Origin of the sequence: Pseudogracilibacillus sp. ICA-222130 (assembly GCF_037892545.1) — a bacterium.
Taxonomy (GTDB): Bacteria; Bacillota; Bacilli; order Bacillales; family Amphibacillaceae; genus Pseudogracilibacillus.
This window is the reverse complement of sequence record NZ_JBBKBG010000003.1, coordinates 140,186-155,501: the sequence shown is the minus strand read 5'-3', so window position 1 is coordinate 155,501 and position 15,316 is coordinate 140,186. Positions and strand designations below refer to the sequence as shown.

General features: G+C 34.8%; 13 protein-coding genes. 12 read left to right on the top strand and 1 reads right to left on the bottom strand.

Features of this window, described 5'->3' with window-relative positions; translation table 11 throughout:
- Positions 1 to 126 precede the first annotated feature (126 nt).
- From WKT09_RS03420 to rnc, 8 genes are all read left to right on the top strand, one after another.
- Positions 127 to 1,761, top strand: coding sequence for a DAK2 domain-containing protein (locus WKT09_RS03420; RefSeq protein ID WP_340414693.1), 1,635 nt, complete (start codon positions 127 to 129; stop codon positions 1,759 to 1,761).
- 284 nt (positions 1,762 to 2,045) lie between these two features.
- Positions 2,046 to 4,163 (top strand): ATP-dependent DNA helicase RecG, encoded by a 2,118-nt coding sequence (gene recG, locus WKT09_RS03415; RefSeq protein WP_340414700.1) that lies wholly within the window; start codon positions 2,046 to 2,048, stop codon positions 4,161 to 4,163.
- 84 nt (positions 4,164 to 4,247) lie between these two features.
- Positions 4,248 to 4,829, top strand: a complete 582-nt coding sequence (gene fapR, locus WKT09_RS03410) for a transcription factor FapR (RefSeq protein WP_340414692.1) — start codon at positions 4,248 to 4,250, stop codon at positions 4,827 to 4,829.
- Complete coding sequence (gene plsX / locus WKT09_RS03405) at positions 4,826 to 5,827, top strand: phosphate acyltransferase PlsX (protein ID WP_340414691.1); 1,002 nt, start codon at positions 4,826 to 4,828, stop codon at positions 5,825 to 5,827. Before fapR ends, plsX begins: the two co-directional genes overlap by 4 nt.
- A gap of 3 nt (positions 5,828 to 5,830) precedes the next feature.
- Positions 5,831 to 6,772 (top strand): ACP S-malonyltransferase, encoded by a 942-nt coding sequence (fabD, locus tag WKT09_RS03400; protein WP_340414690.1) that lies wholly within the window; start codon positions 5,831 to 5,833, stop codon positions 6,770 to 6,772.
- The gene (gene fabG, locus WKT09_RS03395) at positions 6,773 to 7,513 is read left to right on the top strand and encodes a 3-oxoacyl-[acyl-carrier-protein] reductase (RefSeq protein WP_340414689.1); all 741 of its coding nucleotides are present in this window, start codon (positions 6,773 to 6,775) and stop codon (positions 7,511 to 7,513) included.
- Between the two features lie 52 nt (positions 7,514 to 7,565).
- On the top strand, positions 7,566 to 7,799 hold the full coding sequence (gene acpP / locus WKT09_RS03390; RefSeq protein WP_336265763.1) for an acyl carrier protein: 234 nt from the start codon (positions 7,566 to 7,568) through the stop codon (positions 7,797 to 7,799).
- Between the two features lie 142 nt (positions 7,800 to 7,941).
- On the top strand, positions 7,942 to 8,628 hold the full coding sequence (rnc, locus tag WKT09_RS03385) for a ribonuclease III (protein WP_340414688.1): 687 nt from the start codon (positions 7,942 to 7,944) through the stop codon (positions 8,626 to 8,628).
- 35 nt (positions 8,629 to 8,663) lie between these two features.
- Here the strand turns inward: rnc and WKT09_RS03380 are convergent, their stop codons facing one another.
- Complete coding sequence (locus tag WKT09_RS03380) at positions 8,664 to 8,891, bottom strand: DUF1128 domain-containing protein (RefSeq protein ID WP_340414687.1); 228 nt, start codon at positions 8,889 to 8,891, stop codon at positions 8,664 to 8,666.
- A 119-nt stretch (positions 8,892 to 9,010) separates the two neighbouring features.
- On the opposite strand from WKT09_RS03380, the gene smc reads away from it, so the two are divergent.
- Genes smc through ffh form a run of 4 tightly spaced genes read left to right on the top strand, consistent with a single transcriptional unit; the run spans position 9,011 to position 15,252 of the window.
- Positions 9,011 to 12,565 (top strand): chromosome segregation protein SMC, encoded by a 3,555-nt coding sequence (gene smc, locus WKT09_RS03375; protein ID WP_340414686.1) that lies wholly within the window; start codon positions 9,011 to 9,013, stop codon positions 12,563 to 12,565.
- Positions 12,566 to 12,582: 17 nt separating this feature from the next.
- Positions 12,583 to 13,569, top strand: coding sequence for a signal recognition particle-docking protein FtsY (ftsY, locus tag WKT09_RS03370; protein ID WP_340414685.1), 987 nt, complete (start codon positions 12,583 to 12,585; stop codon positions 13,567 to 13,569).
- On the top strand, positions 13,569 to 13,895 hold the full coding sequence (locus WKT09_RS03365; RefSeq protein ID WP_340414684.1) for a putative DNA-binding protein: 327 nt from the start codon (positions 13,569 to 13,571) through the stop codon (positions 13,893 to 13,895). Before ftsY ends, WKT09_RS03365 begins: the two co-directional genes overlap by 1 nt.
- A gap of 13 nt (positions 13,896 to 13,908) precedes the next feature.
- Entirely contained in the window at positions 13,909 to 15,252 is a 1,344-nt protein-coding gene (gene ffh, locus WKT09_RS03360; protein ID WP_340414683.1) for a signal recognition particle protein, read from the top strand.
- The last annotated feature ends 64 nt before the right edge of the window (positions 15,253 to 15,316 follow it).

Sequence of the window (15,316 nt, the reverse complement as noted above, 5' to 3'; positions counted from 1 at the left end):
TAAATAGTATAGGAAAAATTGTCACTTGTAAAGATGAATTATTTCACTTATGATAAAAAATATGTACAATGTAAGAAGTGGATTTTAATAAGTCGTTTACATATATTTAGGAGAGGGTTAAGAAAAATGAAATTACTGAATAGCTCCATTCTCATACAGATGATTCAAATGGGAGCAAGAAATTTATCGAATAATAAAGAGATGATTAATAAATTGAATGTTTTCCCGGTACCAGATGGGGATACAGGAACAAATATGAACTTATCGATGCATGCAGCAGTTCAATCTATTCAACAACTAGAAGCATCGCCATCAATGGAATCAGTTTTAAAAGCATTTTCAAAAGGATTATTAATGGGAGCACGTGGGAATTCGGGCGTTATTTTATCGCAACTTTTCCGAGGTTTTTGTGCTGCATTAGAACAAACAGAAACAATTAATACGAAACAATTTGCAGAGGGATTACAAGCAGGAGTTGATGTAGCATATAAGGCAGTAGCAAATCCGGTTGAAGGGACCATTTTAACCGTAGCGAAGGATACTGCAAAGTTTGCGCTAGTACATGCAGAGACCGAAGAAGCATTCGTTCCATTTATGGAAGCAATAATTAAAGAGGCAAACCGTTCTTTAGATCATACACCAGAACTGTTACCAGTATTAAAAGAAGTTGGTGTAGTAGACTCGGGTGGTAAAGGGCTCGTTACAGTATATGAAGGATTCTTAGCCATGTTAAAAGGAGAAGTATTGCCAGAGTCTGAAATGGATGTAGAAGCATTAATCAAAGAAGAACATGATCATTTTGTACAGTCTCTTATTAGTAAAGACTCGATTGAAAAAGGCTATTGTACGGAATTTTTCGTGGAAATTACGTCTGACTCATTTGATGAAAATGAATTCCGTGATACATTAGCACAGTATGGTGACTCTTTACTTGTTGCTACGACAGACGACATTGTGAAAGTACATATTCACTCTGAAACGCCAGGAGAGGTTATGTCGATTGCACAAAAATATGGGGAACTAGATCGTATTGATATTGAGAATATGCGTAAACAATATGAACATATTGTCGAACAAGAGAAAGCAGAAGTGAAGGATCCAATTGATGTTGGTATTATAACGGTTGCGTTTGGGAAAGGTATAACACAAACATTTGATAGTATCGGTGCTACGACGATCATCGAAGGTGGACAAACGATGAATCCAAGTACAGAAGATGTGTTAGCAGCAATTGAAAAAACGAATGCAGCACATACCTTTATTTTACCGAACAATAAAAATATTATTTTAGCAGCAAATCAAGCAAAAGAAATTTCCGATAAATCGATTACGATTATTCCGACAAAATCGATACCAGAAGGCATTAGTGCATTAGTAGTATATGACGAATCTCTTTCTAACGAAGAAAATGAACAGGTAATGTTAGAGGCGATGCAAGATATTAAAACAGGATCTGTTACGTATGCAACGAGAGATACGGTCATTAATAATATGGAAATTAAACAAGGTGCATATATCGGCCTAAATGATGATACAATTAAAGTAACAAAAGATACTTCACTTGATACGATTCAAGCGTTGTTAGAAGAGATTGTTGATGAGGAGGAAGACGAATTAATTACGCTGTTTTACGGTGAAAATGTTACAGAGGATGAAGTAGAAAAGATGGAAGCTTTTGTAGAAGAGATGTTTGACGAAGTGGAAATTGAAATACATGAAGGAAATCAACCAATCTATGCGTACATTTTCATGGTAGAATAATAGTATTTTGATAGAATGCACGACATACGAATAATAGAATAGCATATACAAGGTACGTCAGTGGAATATTGTACAGACGTCCCTTGTATATGCTTTTTTTGTTGCATAATATGATGAAAGACATCGATTTCCCTCTTTTTTTGAACGACAACACGACTCCAATGTTAATGTTTGTCCGTTTTGTTTTTCATATGTAATTTCAAGTTTTTTATATCATATTATATTTTCACTTGCTATAATAAAGGAAGACTAAGTTTGAGATTACGTGGTAGTACAATGTTTATATTAATGATGAAGCTCAAAATGTCATAAGTAAAAAGACTAATTTACGATATAATGAAATCATATTTATAGATAGAAAGAGTGAATATAGTTTGTTAGAACAATCTGTTGATATATTGAAAGGGGTAGGTGAGAAGGTAAAAGAAGACCTAGCCTTAATGGACTTACATACAATTGAAGATATATTATATTACTTTCCATATCGATACAATATAGCAGAAGTAAAACCGTTATCACAATTAGTTCATGACGATACGGTGACAATAGTAGGTACGGTTTTGCATGACCCGACTGTCACTTATTTTGGTCGTAAAAAATCACGGTTGTCTTTTAATGTTCAAGTAGAGCAATTTGCAGTGAATGTAGTCATGTTTAATCGAGCTTTTGCAAAAAAACAATTATCCCAAGGAACAGTTGTTACGTTAACTGGAAAATGGGATGCACATCGGTTACAAATTACGGTAAACCATTATAAAGTTGGAGAGCCAAGTGATGAAGTATCGATTCAGGCCATTTACTCTGTTAAAGGGAATATAAAACAGGCAAGATTAAAAGGATTTATTACACAAGCAGTCGAAAATTATGTACAAGAAGTGAAGGAGATCTTACCTAAATCTTATTTAGAAACATATAAATTACCGTCCATTCAGCAAGCGATTTATACGTTACATTTTCCAGAAAATAAAAATGCTTTAAAACATGCGAGAAGAAGGCTTGTTTATGAAGAGTTTCTTTTATTCCAGTTGAAGATGAATTATTTAAAACATCGTAATCAGCTCGAAGTTGGTGGGGTAGCACAACAAATAGACCGAGAACAACTAGAACAGTTTATGAAAACCTTACCATTTATATTAACAGATGCACAGGTAACTGCTTTGGAAGAAATTTTAAAAGATATGACAATGCCGATGCAAATGAACCGTTTGCTCCAAGGGGATGTTGGATCAGGGAAAACGGTTGTTGCTGCGATTAGCTTATTAGCTACTGTGACAGCAGGATTTCAAGGCGCACTAATGGTTCCAACAGAAATTTTAGCGGAACAACATTATGAATCGATTCAAGGCTTATTACCGAATGTACGTGTTGCTCTGTTAACAAGTTCCATTAAAGGGAAAAAACGTACCACTGTTTTAGAAAATATTGCACAAAATGACGTCGATATCGTCATTGGTACACATTCGTTAATTCAAGAAGAAGTTATGTTTCATTCCTTAGGGTTAGTTATTATTGATGAGCAACATCGATTCGGTGTAGAGCAAAGAAGGACATTGCGGGAAAAAGGTTTACAACCGGACGTTTTATTTATGACAGCAACGCCTATTCCAAGAACATTAGCGATTACGGCATTTGGAGATATGGACGTATCTGTTATTCAGCAATTACCAAAAGGAAGAAAAGAAATTGAAACATATTGGGTAAAGGAAGATATGTTAGATCGTGTATTAACATTTATCCAAAAGAAAATTGATCAAGGGGAGCAAGCGTATATCGTTTCACCACTTATTGAAGAATCAGAAGCTTTAGATTATCAGAATGCTGTTGCTTTGTATGAGCAGTTACAAACATACTATCCTGCACATATAAATATTGGGTTATTACACGGGAAAATGAAAAATGATGAAAAAGAGTTCATCATGAAGCAATTTTTAGCAAATGATATTCAAATATTAGTTGCGACAACCGTGATTGAAGTTGGTGTGAACGTACCGAATTCAACCGTTATGGTTATTTATGATGCAGAACGTTTTGGTTTATCACAGTTGCATCAATTGCGTGGACGTGTTGGCCGGGGAGACAAACAAAGTTATTGTATTTTAATTGCAGATCCCAAAGGCGAAGTTGGTCAAGAAAGAATGAAAATTATGACGGAAACGAATGATGGGTTCAAATTATCAGAAGAAGATTTAAAACTGCGTGGACCCGGAGACTTTTTTGGGAAAAAACAGAGTGGATTACCAGAGTTTAAAGTGGCTGATATTGTGCATGATTATAAAGCGTTAGAAGTGGCAAGAAATGATGCACAAAAAATTATTCGTCATAATTTACTGTTTGAAAATAAGGAGTATGAAACGATGCGAAATGTAGTGGAAAAACAAATCGATATCAAGCAATTTGATTAAAAAAAGTTTCTTGCATTATTATACGTCATCATATATATTACTATTAGTACCTAGTCTTAATTACGGTAGATGGATGTGGTCTAGATGAAATTGAAAAAGGCGGAGCGTCAAAAACAATTAGTCGAAAAAATAGAAGCGACACCATTTATTACGGATGAAGAGTTAGCAAATTATTTTCATGTAAGTATACAAACAATTCGATTAGATCGTTTAGAATTATCTATCCCTGAACTGAGGGAGCGAATAAAATCCGTAGCAACAAACCAATGGAATGAGACAGTTCGTGCGTTACAAGTAGAGGAAATTATTGGGGATGTCATTGATTTAGAATTAGATGAACGCGCGATTTCTACAATGACAATTCAAAAAGAACAAGTTTTTTCACGAAATAAAATTGCTAGGGGACATCATTTATTTGCTCAAGCAAATTCTTTAGCTGTCGCTTTAATTAATGATGAACTAGCACTAACGACAAAATCTGAAATAACGTTTAAGAGACAAGTGAAACTTGGTGAACAAGTTGTTGCAAAAGCAAATGTAAAAGAAGTGCAAGAAAATGGAATTACGATTGTCGTCGTACATAGTTATGTGAAACATGAATTAGTATTTTCAGGAATATTTCATATGTATCGTTCGAAACCGAAGGAAAAGGTGGTTAAATCATGAAGCTAGCATTAGATGCTATGGGTGGAGATCATGCACCAAAAGTAATCGTAGAAGGTGCAATGGCAGCGATAAAAGATAAACAAGATTTAGAAATAACATTGATTGGAGACGAAGCTAAAATCCGTTCATTTTTAACGGATGAGGAGCGAATTAACATTATCCATACAGAAGAAATGATAGAAGCAGATGACGAACCTATTCGTGCTGTTCGTCGTAAAAAACAAGCTTCTGTCGTATTAATGGCGAATGAAGTAAAAGAAGAACGTGCAGATGCTTGTATATCTGCGGGCAATACGGGTGCCCTCGTCGTAGCTGGCTTATTTGGAGTTGGTCGAATAAAAGGAATTGAACGTCCTGCATTAAGTCCAACACTTCCAACGATTGACCAACGTGGCTTTTTATTGTTAGATGCAGGAGCAAACGTAGATGCAACACCTAAAAATCTATTACAATATGGTGTGATGGGCTCGATTTATTGTGAAAAAGTTCGCCATATTAAACATCCACGTGTCGCATTATTAAATGTTGGAACGGAAACTGGTAAAGGGAACTCTCTTACAAAGAAAGCATACGAGCTTTTATCAGAGGCACCAATTAATTTTATTGGAAATGTGGAAGCGCGTGATTTATTAGATGGAGTTGCGGATGTGATCGTGACAGATGGTTTTAGTGGAAACGTTACATTAAAATCAATTGAAGGAACGGCGCTTCATGTGATGAAGTTGTTAAAAGGGACATTAACATCATCCCTAAAGACAAAATTAGCTGCAGGATTCATAAAAAAAGACTTATCAAAATTAAAAGAAGCTTTGGATTATCCAGAGTATGGTGGGGCATCGTTATTTGGTTTAGCGGCACCGGTTATAAAATCGCATGGTTCTTCAAATGAACGAGCAATCTACCATACGATTATACAAGCATGTGAGATGGTAGAACAAAATATGGTAAAAACAATTAGTGAAACAATTGCAACATTGCAAGTAGACGAGGGGGAGTAAAAAATGAAAAAGATTGCAGTAATGTTTCCTGGCCAAGGGTCACAAGCAGTAGGGATGGGACAGGAATTATATGACACATTTGATGAAGTGAAACAAATTTATGACAAGGCAAATGATATTTTACATACAAATATAACAGAATTAATGTTTCAAGGACCTGTAGAAACATTAACAGAAACAGAAAATGCTCAACCAGCTTTATTATTAAATAGTATTGCTGTTTATGCACTGTTAGCAAAAGAGAATATTCAACCGACAATGGCTGTTGGGCATAGTTTAGGAGAGTATAGTGCACTTGTTGCAGCTGGTGCAATATCGCTAGAAGAAGCATTACCATTAGTGAAAACACGTGGGAACTTAATGGAAAAAGCATTTCCTAAAGGAAAAGGTACGATGGCGGCTGTATTAGGTATGTCAGAGGAAGAAATCGCAACCGTATTAGAAGAAGTGACAGAAGATGAAATCGTCGATATTGCTAATTTAAATTGCCCCGGTCAAATCGTTATTTCAGGTTCGAAACAAGGGGTGGATGAAGCAAGTGAATTATTAAAGGAAAAAGGTGCAAAACGTGTGATTCCTTTAAATGTAAGTGGACCATTCCATTCTAAATTAATGCAACCGGCGAATGAAGAATTTGCTAAACATTTAGATGCAGTAACCATTACAGAGGCAAATATGCCGGTATATGCGAACGTTACAGCAGAACCTGTTACGCAAAGTGAAGAAGTGAAACAGTTATTATTAAAACAATTATATTCACCAGTCCGATTTGAGCAATCCATTGAAAATATGTTAAAAGAAGATGTGGATGCATTTGTGGAAGTAGGTACTGGTAAAGTATTGTGTGGACTTGTTCGAAAAATTAACCGTAAAACAAAGACGTTTGCCATTCAAGATGTTGCATCTTTTGAAAAGTTTTTAGAATGGTATAGGGAGGAAGCATAAATGTTACAAGGGAAAATAGCATTAGTAACAGGGTCTTCTCGTGGAATCGGTCGTGCTATTGCATTAGAATTAGCGAAACAAGGTGCGAATATTGCTGTAAACTATGCAGGTAGTGAGGATAAAGCAGAAGAAGTTGTGCAAGAACTAAAAGCATTAGGTGTAGAAGCTATAAAAATAAAGGCAAATGTAGCAAATGAAGATGATGTAAAAGCGATGGTAAAAGAAGTAACAAAAACTTTCGGTGCATTGCATATTCTAGTAAATAATGCTGGTATTACCCGCGATAATTTATTAATGCGGATGAAAGTGGAAGACTTTGATGATGTTATTGAAACGAATTTAAAAGGTGCATTTTTATGTACAAAAGCAGTAACACGTCAAATGATGAAACAAAAAGAAGGACGTATTATTAATATTGCATCGATAGTAGGAGTAAGTGGTAATCCGGGACAAGCGAACTATGTTGCCGCAAAAGCAGGGATGATTGGATTAACGAAATCGACTGCTAAAGAATTAGCTTCGCGTAATATTTTAGTAAATGCAATCGCTCCAGGATTTATAACGACGGATATGACAGATGTATTAACGGAAGAACAGAAGGAAGCAATGTTAGCGACCATTCCTTTAGAAAAATTAGGCGAACCTGAAGATATTGCAAATGTTGTCACATTTTTAGCATCTGATCAATCCAAATATATTACTGGACAAACGATTCATGTAGATGGTGGAATGGTTATGTAAGGGTAGTAATTTTTCGTCATTTACAATATACTATTGGAGGGAGGTGAAAGGGATGACAGAAGTATTCGAAAAGGTAAAAGAAATTATCGTTGAACAACTTGATGTTGATGAAGCAGATGTAACTATGGAAGCCTCTTTCAGAGATGATTTAGATGCGGACTCATTAGACGTTGTTGAATTAGTAATGGAACTTGAAGATGAATTTGACATTGAAATTGCAGATGAAGAAGCTGAAAAGATTAACACAGTTGGAGATGCGGTTTCATATATTGCAAACAACCAATAATGTATGAACAGTCCTTATTTACATACATAAAGGGCGTTACATGTTCGAACTTAATAGGTTGAGACGAAGTAACTTAGGACTTTTTGTAATTACTTATGTCTCAACCTGTTTCGTTTTATCAAAGCATAAAGGAGGGGTGACAGTGAATATGGAACAAATAAAAAAGGAATTATCGATACAATTTGATGACGATGCATTATTAACTCAAGCATTTACCCATTCATCGTATGTGAATGAGCATCAACAAAAGCGTTTAACAGATAATGAACGATTAGAATTTTTAGGTGATGCTGTATTGGAATTAGCTGTTTCAGATTTTTTGTTTAAAAAATATACGAAGATGAAAGAAGGAGAAATGACAAAACTTCGAGCAAATATTGTTTGTGAAGAATCGTTATATTATTTTGCAAATATTTTAAAATTACATAAATATATTTTGCTTGGAAAAGGAGAAGAGCGCACTGGTGGAAGACATCGTCAAGCATTGCTTGCAGATGTGTTTGAAGCTTTTTTAGGAGCATTATATTTAGATCAAGGAATGGCTAGCTGCCAACGATTTTTAGAGAAGTATATATTTCCACATATAACAGCTGATGCTTTTTCACATGGGATGGATTATAAAACACAACTACAGGAAATTGTGCAAAAAGAAAAAGGGAGTAAAATTGAGTATTGTATTGTTGATGAGAAAGGGCCTTCACATGCCAAACAATTTAAAGCGCAATTGCTTGTCAATGGAAAAAATAAAACAATTGGGATTGGTAAAACAAAAAAAGAAGCAGAACAAAATGCGGCAAAAAGTATGTTAGAGAGGTTTAAACAAAAATAAAAGGCGAACCATGTGTCATGATTGCCTTTTATCGTTTATGAATCTTTTCGGACAGAACGTAACTCATCTACAAATGCTGCCGTCTCTTGAGGACTTAATTTTCCTGTTTGTACAACATGATCGTAAAGGAATTTTAAGTGATCATACCGTTCTAAATCATAATCTTCATCATCAAAAAGGGCTCGATTGGCAACACCGAGTCGTTCACTAAGTTGTTCTAATAAAAACTTTAAGTTCTCTTGTGACGCTTCATTTAAATTCATGTACAGTTCCCCCAACATTTTATATAAAATATGTAACTTTTAGTTTACAATGTTATGTAAGATAACACAACTAGGACGAAAAAATGAATAGTAGATTCATTTAAATGAGGAGTAGGTCTATGTTTTTAAAACGAATTGAAACGGTAGGATTTAAATCATTTGCGGATCGAACAACGGTTGAATTTGTGCCTGGAATTACGGCGGTTGTTGGGCCAAATGGTAGTGGGAAAAGTAATGTTATCGATGCTGTCCGTTGGGTATTAGGAGAACAATCGGCGAAATCATTACGTGGAAGTAAGATGGAAGATATTATTTTCCAAGGTAGTGATTCGAGGAAGGCATTAAACTTTGCAGAAGTAACATTAGTTTTAAATAATGAAAAGAAAGCATTACCGATAGAATATAATGAAGTAAGTATTACGAGGCGTGTTTATCGTTCAGGAGATAGTGAGTTTTATGTGAATAAACAACCATGCCGTTTAAAAGATATTGTCGATTTATTTATGGATACAGGCCTAGGGCGTGAATCTTTTTCTATTATTGGCCAAGGAAAAATTGATGAAATTTTAAGTTCCAAAGCAGAAGATCGTCGTGCAATTTTTGAAGAAGCGGCAGGAGTCCTAAAATATAAACAACGAAAACAAAAAGCCGAAGTGAAATTAGAGGAAACTTCACAAAATTTAGCACGTGTAGAAGATATCATGTACGAAATGAAAGACCAAATAGAACCTTTAAAAGAACAAGCAGAAAAGGCACATATTTATAATGAGAAAAAAGAAACATTACGTGAAGTGGAAGTATCATTATTAGTAACAGAAATTCATGGTTTACACGAAGAATGGCAAATACTGTTGAAGCAAATAGAACAAGAAAAAAATGATGAGTTACAACAGAAAACAACGATTCAACAACGTGAATCCAAGCTGGTTGAAGTACGTGAACAATTGGAATCATTAGAAAGTAAATTAGACATTTTACAAGAAAAGCAATTAATGAAGACAGAACGAATCGAACAGTTAGAAGGAAAAAAAAGCGTGCTTCATGAACGAGTGAAACATGTTTCGGAAAATAGAAAGAAATTAAAAGAAGAAAAAAAGATACAAGAAGAAAAACGTTCACATACACAGAAGCGTATAGAAGAAGAACAAATGTATATTAATGAAGTGAATGAATCACTTAAAGATATACGACAAAAAATGGCTTCATTACAAACAGATAATAAACAAGCGACAGACACAAAGAAAGATGCAATTGAACATTTGAAATCAGAATATATTGATGCATTGAATGAACAAGCTGCATTGCGTAATGAAGAAAGCTCTATTACTCACCAACTTGAACAAGTGGAACAACGGATAGCGACACAGCAAACGTCATCCAAACAATATATTGACCAAAGAAAGAAAAATAATGAAGCTGAAACAGCACTTCAACAAGCTTTACAAGAGAAAAAGGTAGCAGTGGATAAAAATGAACAACGTATTGCACAAATAAATGAAACGAAACGGCGATTAGAATTGACTTATGATGATATGCAACGAAAACTTTATGAAGGAAATGAACGTATCGCGACGATTGCCTCTCGTAAAGAAATGTTAGAGGAAATGAAAAATAATTTTCAAGGTTATTTTTACGGAGTGAAAGAAATTTTACAAGCGGCACAAAAAGGGAAAATCGATTCGATCGAAGGGGTTGTCATCGATTTAATGGATGTACCGACGACCTATATGACGGCAATAGATACGATTTTAGGTGCACAAGCACAACATGTCGTTGTAAAAACAGATACAGTTGCACGTAATATTATTCAATGGTTAAAAAAGGAAAATAAAGGTCGAGCGACTTTTCTTCCGTTAGGTTCTATTGAAAAAAGAGGCATCCCTGCTACAATTATCCAAAAAATAGAAACAGAAGAAGGTTATATTGGGATTGCGTCAAATTTAGTGAAAGTACATGATCCTTATCGAATCGTTGTCGATCATTTAATGGGTAATGCAATCGTGACGAAAGATTTAAAGAGTGCAACGACGATTGCAGCGAAAACAAACCGACGTTTTAGAATTGTTACGTTGGACGGAGATGTTGTGTATCCAGGTGGTTCCATGTCAGGTGGAGCGAAAAAGCAACAGAATGTATCTTTATTTACACGTGAAAAAGAGTTGAAATCTCTAGAAGAGAAATTAGTTCAATTTACAAATAGAAAACAAAAATTTTTAGAAAATATGTCTGAAGTGAAACATGAATTAGAATATCAAGTTGCTGAATTGAAAAAAATAACAGAAGAACAACAAAAATTGGACGATTCCTATGAACAAATTCAACTACAGTTAAATGATTTGAATGTCAAAGTTGCGCAAACAGAAGATCAGTTGATTAGCTATGAATTGTATATGAAGCAATATACTGAAGAGAAAGAGGCGTTATTAAACAAATATAAAGAGACGACAGAAAGATTGTTAGTCGTTTCTAATAAAATTACTGAAACAGAACAGCGTATTGACCAATATACACAAGAATTACAGACATTAGAGGAAGCGGCTAAAACGACGGAAGATACGGTTCATGAATTGGAAAAAACAGAAATTGAATTAAAAGAACGACATCATCATTTTCTAGAACGTCAACGTCATCATCAAACCGAGTTGGCAGAGATAGAAAAAACGTTAGACAATATAGTTGTTTCTTTACATGAAATGGAACAAGTTGAGCAGTTGTCTGAAGATACGAATTTAATCGAAAAAGAAATAAAAACGACTAAAAATGATTTAGAAACGTTAGCAAATGAGATTGAAGAAAGTCGGAAAAATAGAACCGAACAGTATGAATGGATTCAGGATGAACAAAGAGAAATTCGTGGTCTAGATTTGGTGCATCAAAAAGCAGTTAAAACGATTCAACAATTAGAAGTGCAAGCTAACCGTTTAGATGTCACGTTAGAAAATCGTTTGCAATTTTTACAAACAGAATATGTAATGACATATGAATATGCAAAAGAACATTTTGATTTCGTCGAAGATATGGAACAAGCGGAGCGACGCGTAAAAGAAATCAAACGTGCGATTCAATCATTAGGTACAGTGAACTTAGGTGCGATTGAAGAATATGAACGAATAAAAACAAGGTATGAATTTTTAGCGGAGCAACAAGCAGATTTAATAGATGCGAAAGAAACATTGTACACGGTTATTAAAGAGATGGATAAAGAAATGACAGAGCGTTTTGAAACGGTGTTTTTCGATATTCAACAGGCATTTATGAATGTTTTCACACAACTTTTTGGTGGGGGACGAGCCTCTCTTACGTTAACAGATCCAGAAAATATGCTTATGACAGGGATCGATATTGTAGCACAACCACCAGGGAAGAAATTACAATCATTAGACTTATTGTCTGGTGGAGAACGTGCATTAACTGCCATTGCATTGTTATTTGCCATTTTACGTACACGACCAGTTCCGTTTGTCATTTTGGATGAGGTCGATGCTGCATTAGATGAAGCGAACGTTATTCGTTTTAGTCAATATTTAAAAACATATCGAGAGGAGACACAATTTATCGTTATTACACACCGAAATGGTACAATGGAAGAGGCAGATGTATTATATGGTGTAACGATGCAGGAATCTGGCGTGTCCAAACTCGTATCTGTCAGATTAGAAGAGGCGATGAATTAGGAATAGGAGAGAATAGAATGAGCTTTTTTAAAAACTTAAAAAATAAATTTATAAAAAAAGAAGAAGATACAGAAACATATAAACAAGGAATGAAAAAAACGCGTCAATCGTTTACGAGCAAAATAAATGATATTATTGCACGATATCGTCAAGTAGATGAAGAGTTTTTTGAAGAATTGGAAGAAGCTTTAATTATGGCAGATGTTGGTGTTACGACTGTTATGGATCTCATAGAAGATTTACGTTTTGAAGTGCAACGTCGTAATATTAAAGATACGAATGAAGTGAAAGACGTTATATCAGAAAAATTAGTTGAAATTTATTACAATGAAGATGATTCGACCATTGAAGAGATCAACTATCAAACAGATGATTTAACGGTTATTTTAGTCGTTGGAGTAAATGGAGTCGGTAAAACGACTTCTATCGGTAAATTAGCAGCACAGTTGAAACAAGAAGGGAAAAATGTCGTTTTAGCAGCAGGTGATACGTTTCGGGCTGGAGCGATTGATCAATTAGAAGAATGGGGAAAACGTTCTGAAGTAGAAGTGATTAAACAATCAGAAGGTAGTGACCCAGCAGCAGTAATTTTTGATGCGATTAAAGCTGCGAAATCACGTAAAGCGGATGTGTTAATTTGTGATACAGCAGGTCGTTTACAAAATAAAGTAAACTTAATGAATGAACTGGAAAAAATTAATCGCATAATTGAGCGTGAAATTCCGGGTGCACCACATGAAGTATTACTTGTGTTAGATGCAACAACTGGACAAAATGCTTTAAGCCAGGCTAAAACATTTTCTGAAGCGACAAACGTATCTGGAATTGTATTAACGAAATTAGATGGTACTGCCAAAGGTGGTATTGTTTTAGCGATTCGTAATGAATTAAATATCCCGGTAAAATTAGTCGGCTTTGGTGAAGGGGTTCATGACTTAAAAGAGTTTGATGCACATGCATTCGTATATGGACTATTTGCTGATTTAATGGAAGAGGAAGCATAATGTTAGAAAAAACAGCAAAAATGAATATGTTGTATGATTTTTATCAAACATTGTTAACAGATAAGCAAAGGGAATATATGGAACTTTATTATTATGAAGATTATTCCTTAGGGGAAATCGCAACAGAAACAAATGTGTCAAGACAAGCGATTTATGATAACATTAAACGGACGGAACAAATATTAATGAATTATGAAGAAAAGCTACAATTGTATGAGAAGTTTTTGCAAAGGGAAGCATTGTTAGTAAAGTTAGAAGCACAATTAACCGAAGCAAATGTAGCACAACTACAATCATATATTCAACAAATAAAGAATATAGACTAGGAGGTTACCTTCTATGGCATTTGAAGGACTTTCAAATCGTTTGCAAGAGACGATTAAGAAGATAACTGGTAAAGGTAAAGTAAGTGAACAAGATGTAAATGCGATGGCAAGAGAAGTGCGACTTGCCTTATTAGAAGCGGACGTTAACTTTAAAGTAGTTCGTAATTTTATAAAAGATATAAAAGAGCGTGCGGTTGGACAAGAAGTAATGGAAAGTCTAACACCAGGGCAACAAGTAATAAAAATTGTGCAAGAAGAATTAACTAACTTAATGGGGGGCGAACAGAAAAAAATTGCTGTTGCTGATCGACCACCAACGGTTATTATGATGGCAGGGTTACAAGGTGCTGGTAAAACAACGACTACTGGTAAATTAGCAAATTTACTTCGTAAACAATATAACCGTAAACCATTACTTGTTGCTTGTGATGTATATCGTCCAGCAGCTATTCAACAATTACAAACATTAGGAAAACAATTGGATATGCCTGTATTTGAAATGGGTACAGAAGTTAGTCCGGTTGAAATTACAAAAAAAGCATTAGAGTATGCAAAAGAAGAACATTTAGATTATGTACTAATCGATACAGCTGGTCGTTTACATGTGGATGAAAATTTAATGCAAGAATTAAAAGACGTAAAAGAAGTAGCACAACCTGATGAAATTTTCCTCGTTGTCGATGCAATGACAGGACAAGATGCAGTAAATGTTGCAGAAAACTTTAATGATCAACTTGATATTACAGGAGTCGTCTTAACAAAATTAGATGGTGATACACGTGGGGGAGCTGCATTATCGATTAAGGCTGTCACAGATAAACCAATAAAGTTTGTTGGGATGGGGGAGAAATTAGATCAATTAGAAGAGTTTCATCCGGAAAGAATGGCATCCCGTATTTTAGGGATGGGAGATGTGTTATCTTTAATTGAAAAGGCACAAACGACAATTGATGAAAAACAAGCGAAAGAATTAGAAGAAAAAATGCGTACAATGTCATTTACATTTGATGATTTCTTGGAACAAATGGGTCAAGTAAAACAAATGGGGCCACTAGATGATATTTTAGCAATGCTTCCAGGTGTCGGAAAAATGAAAGGGATGAAAAATATTCAAGTTGATGAGAAACAACTTTCTCATATTGAAGCAATCATTCAATCAATGACAAAGGAAGAAAGAAATGATCCATCTGTCATTAATGCAAGTCGTAGAAAACGTATTGCGAAAGGTTCTGGAACAAACGTCGCACAAGTGAACAGGCTTTTGAAGCAGTTTAACGAGATGAAAAAAGTAATGAAACAAATGACAAATATGCAAAAAGGGAAAAAGGGAAGAGGCTTCCAATTACCATTTATGTAACTGTCATGTAAAAACACTTTACAGATATAAAAATAAGTGTTATACTTCTAAAAGTGTGAAAAGA

What these genes read in the sequence shown, in the direction of transcription:
- acpP (WP_336265763.1), top strand. Translation starts at nt 7,566, where the DNA reads ATGACAGAAGTATTCGAAAAGGTAAAAGAAATTATCGTTGAACAACTT.
- ftsY (WP_340414685.1), top strand. Translation starts at nt 12,583, where the DNA reads ATGAGCTTTTTTAAAAACTTAAAAAATAAATTTATAAAAAAAGAAGAA.
- smc (WP_340414686.1), top strand. Translation starts at nt 9,011, where the DNA reads ATGTTTTTAAAACGAATTGAAACGGTAGGATTTAAATCATTTGCGGAT.
- WKT09_RS03380 (WP_340414687.1), bottom strand. Translation starts at nt 8,891, where the DNA reads ATGAATTTAAATGAAGCGTCACAAGAGAACTTAAAGTTTTTATTAGAA.
- fabG (WP_340414689.1), top strand. Translation starts at nt 6,773, where the DNA reads ATGTTACAAGGGAAAATAGCATTAGTAACAGGGTCTTCTCGTGGAATC.
- fapR (WP_340414692.1), top strand. Translation starts at nt 4,248, where the DNA reads ATGAAATTGAAAAAGGCGGAGCGTCAAAAACAATTAGTCGAAAAAATA.
- WKT09_RS03420 (WP_340414693.1), top strand. Translation starts at nt 127, where the DNA reads ATGAAATTACTGAATAGCTCCATTCTCATACAGATGATTCAAATGGGA.
- ffh (WP_340414683.1), top strand. Translation starts at nt 13,909, where the DNA reads ATGGCATTTGAAGGACTTTCAAATCGTTTGCAAGAGACGATTAAGAAG.
- plsX (WP_340414691.1), top strand. Translation starts at nt 4,826, where the DNA reads ATGAAGCTAGCATTAGATGCTATGGGTGGAGATCATGCACCAAAAGTA.
- WKT09_RS03365 (WP_340414684.1), top strand. Translation starts at nt 13,569, where the DNA reads ATGTTAGAAAAAACAGCAAAAATGAATATGTTGTATGATTTTTATCAA.
- fabD (WP_340414690.1), top strand. Translation starts at nt 5,831, where the DNA reads ATGAAAAAGATTGCAGTAATGTTTCCTGGCCAAGGGTCACAAGCAGTA.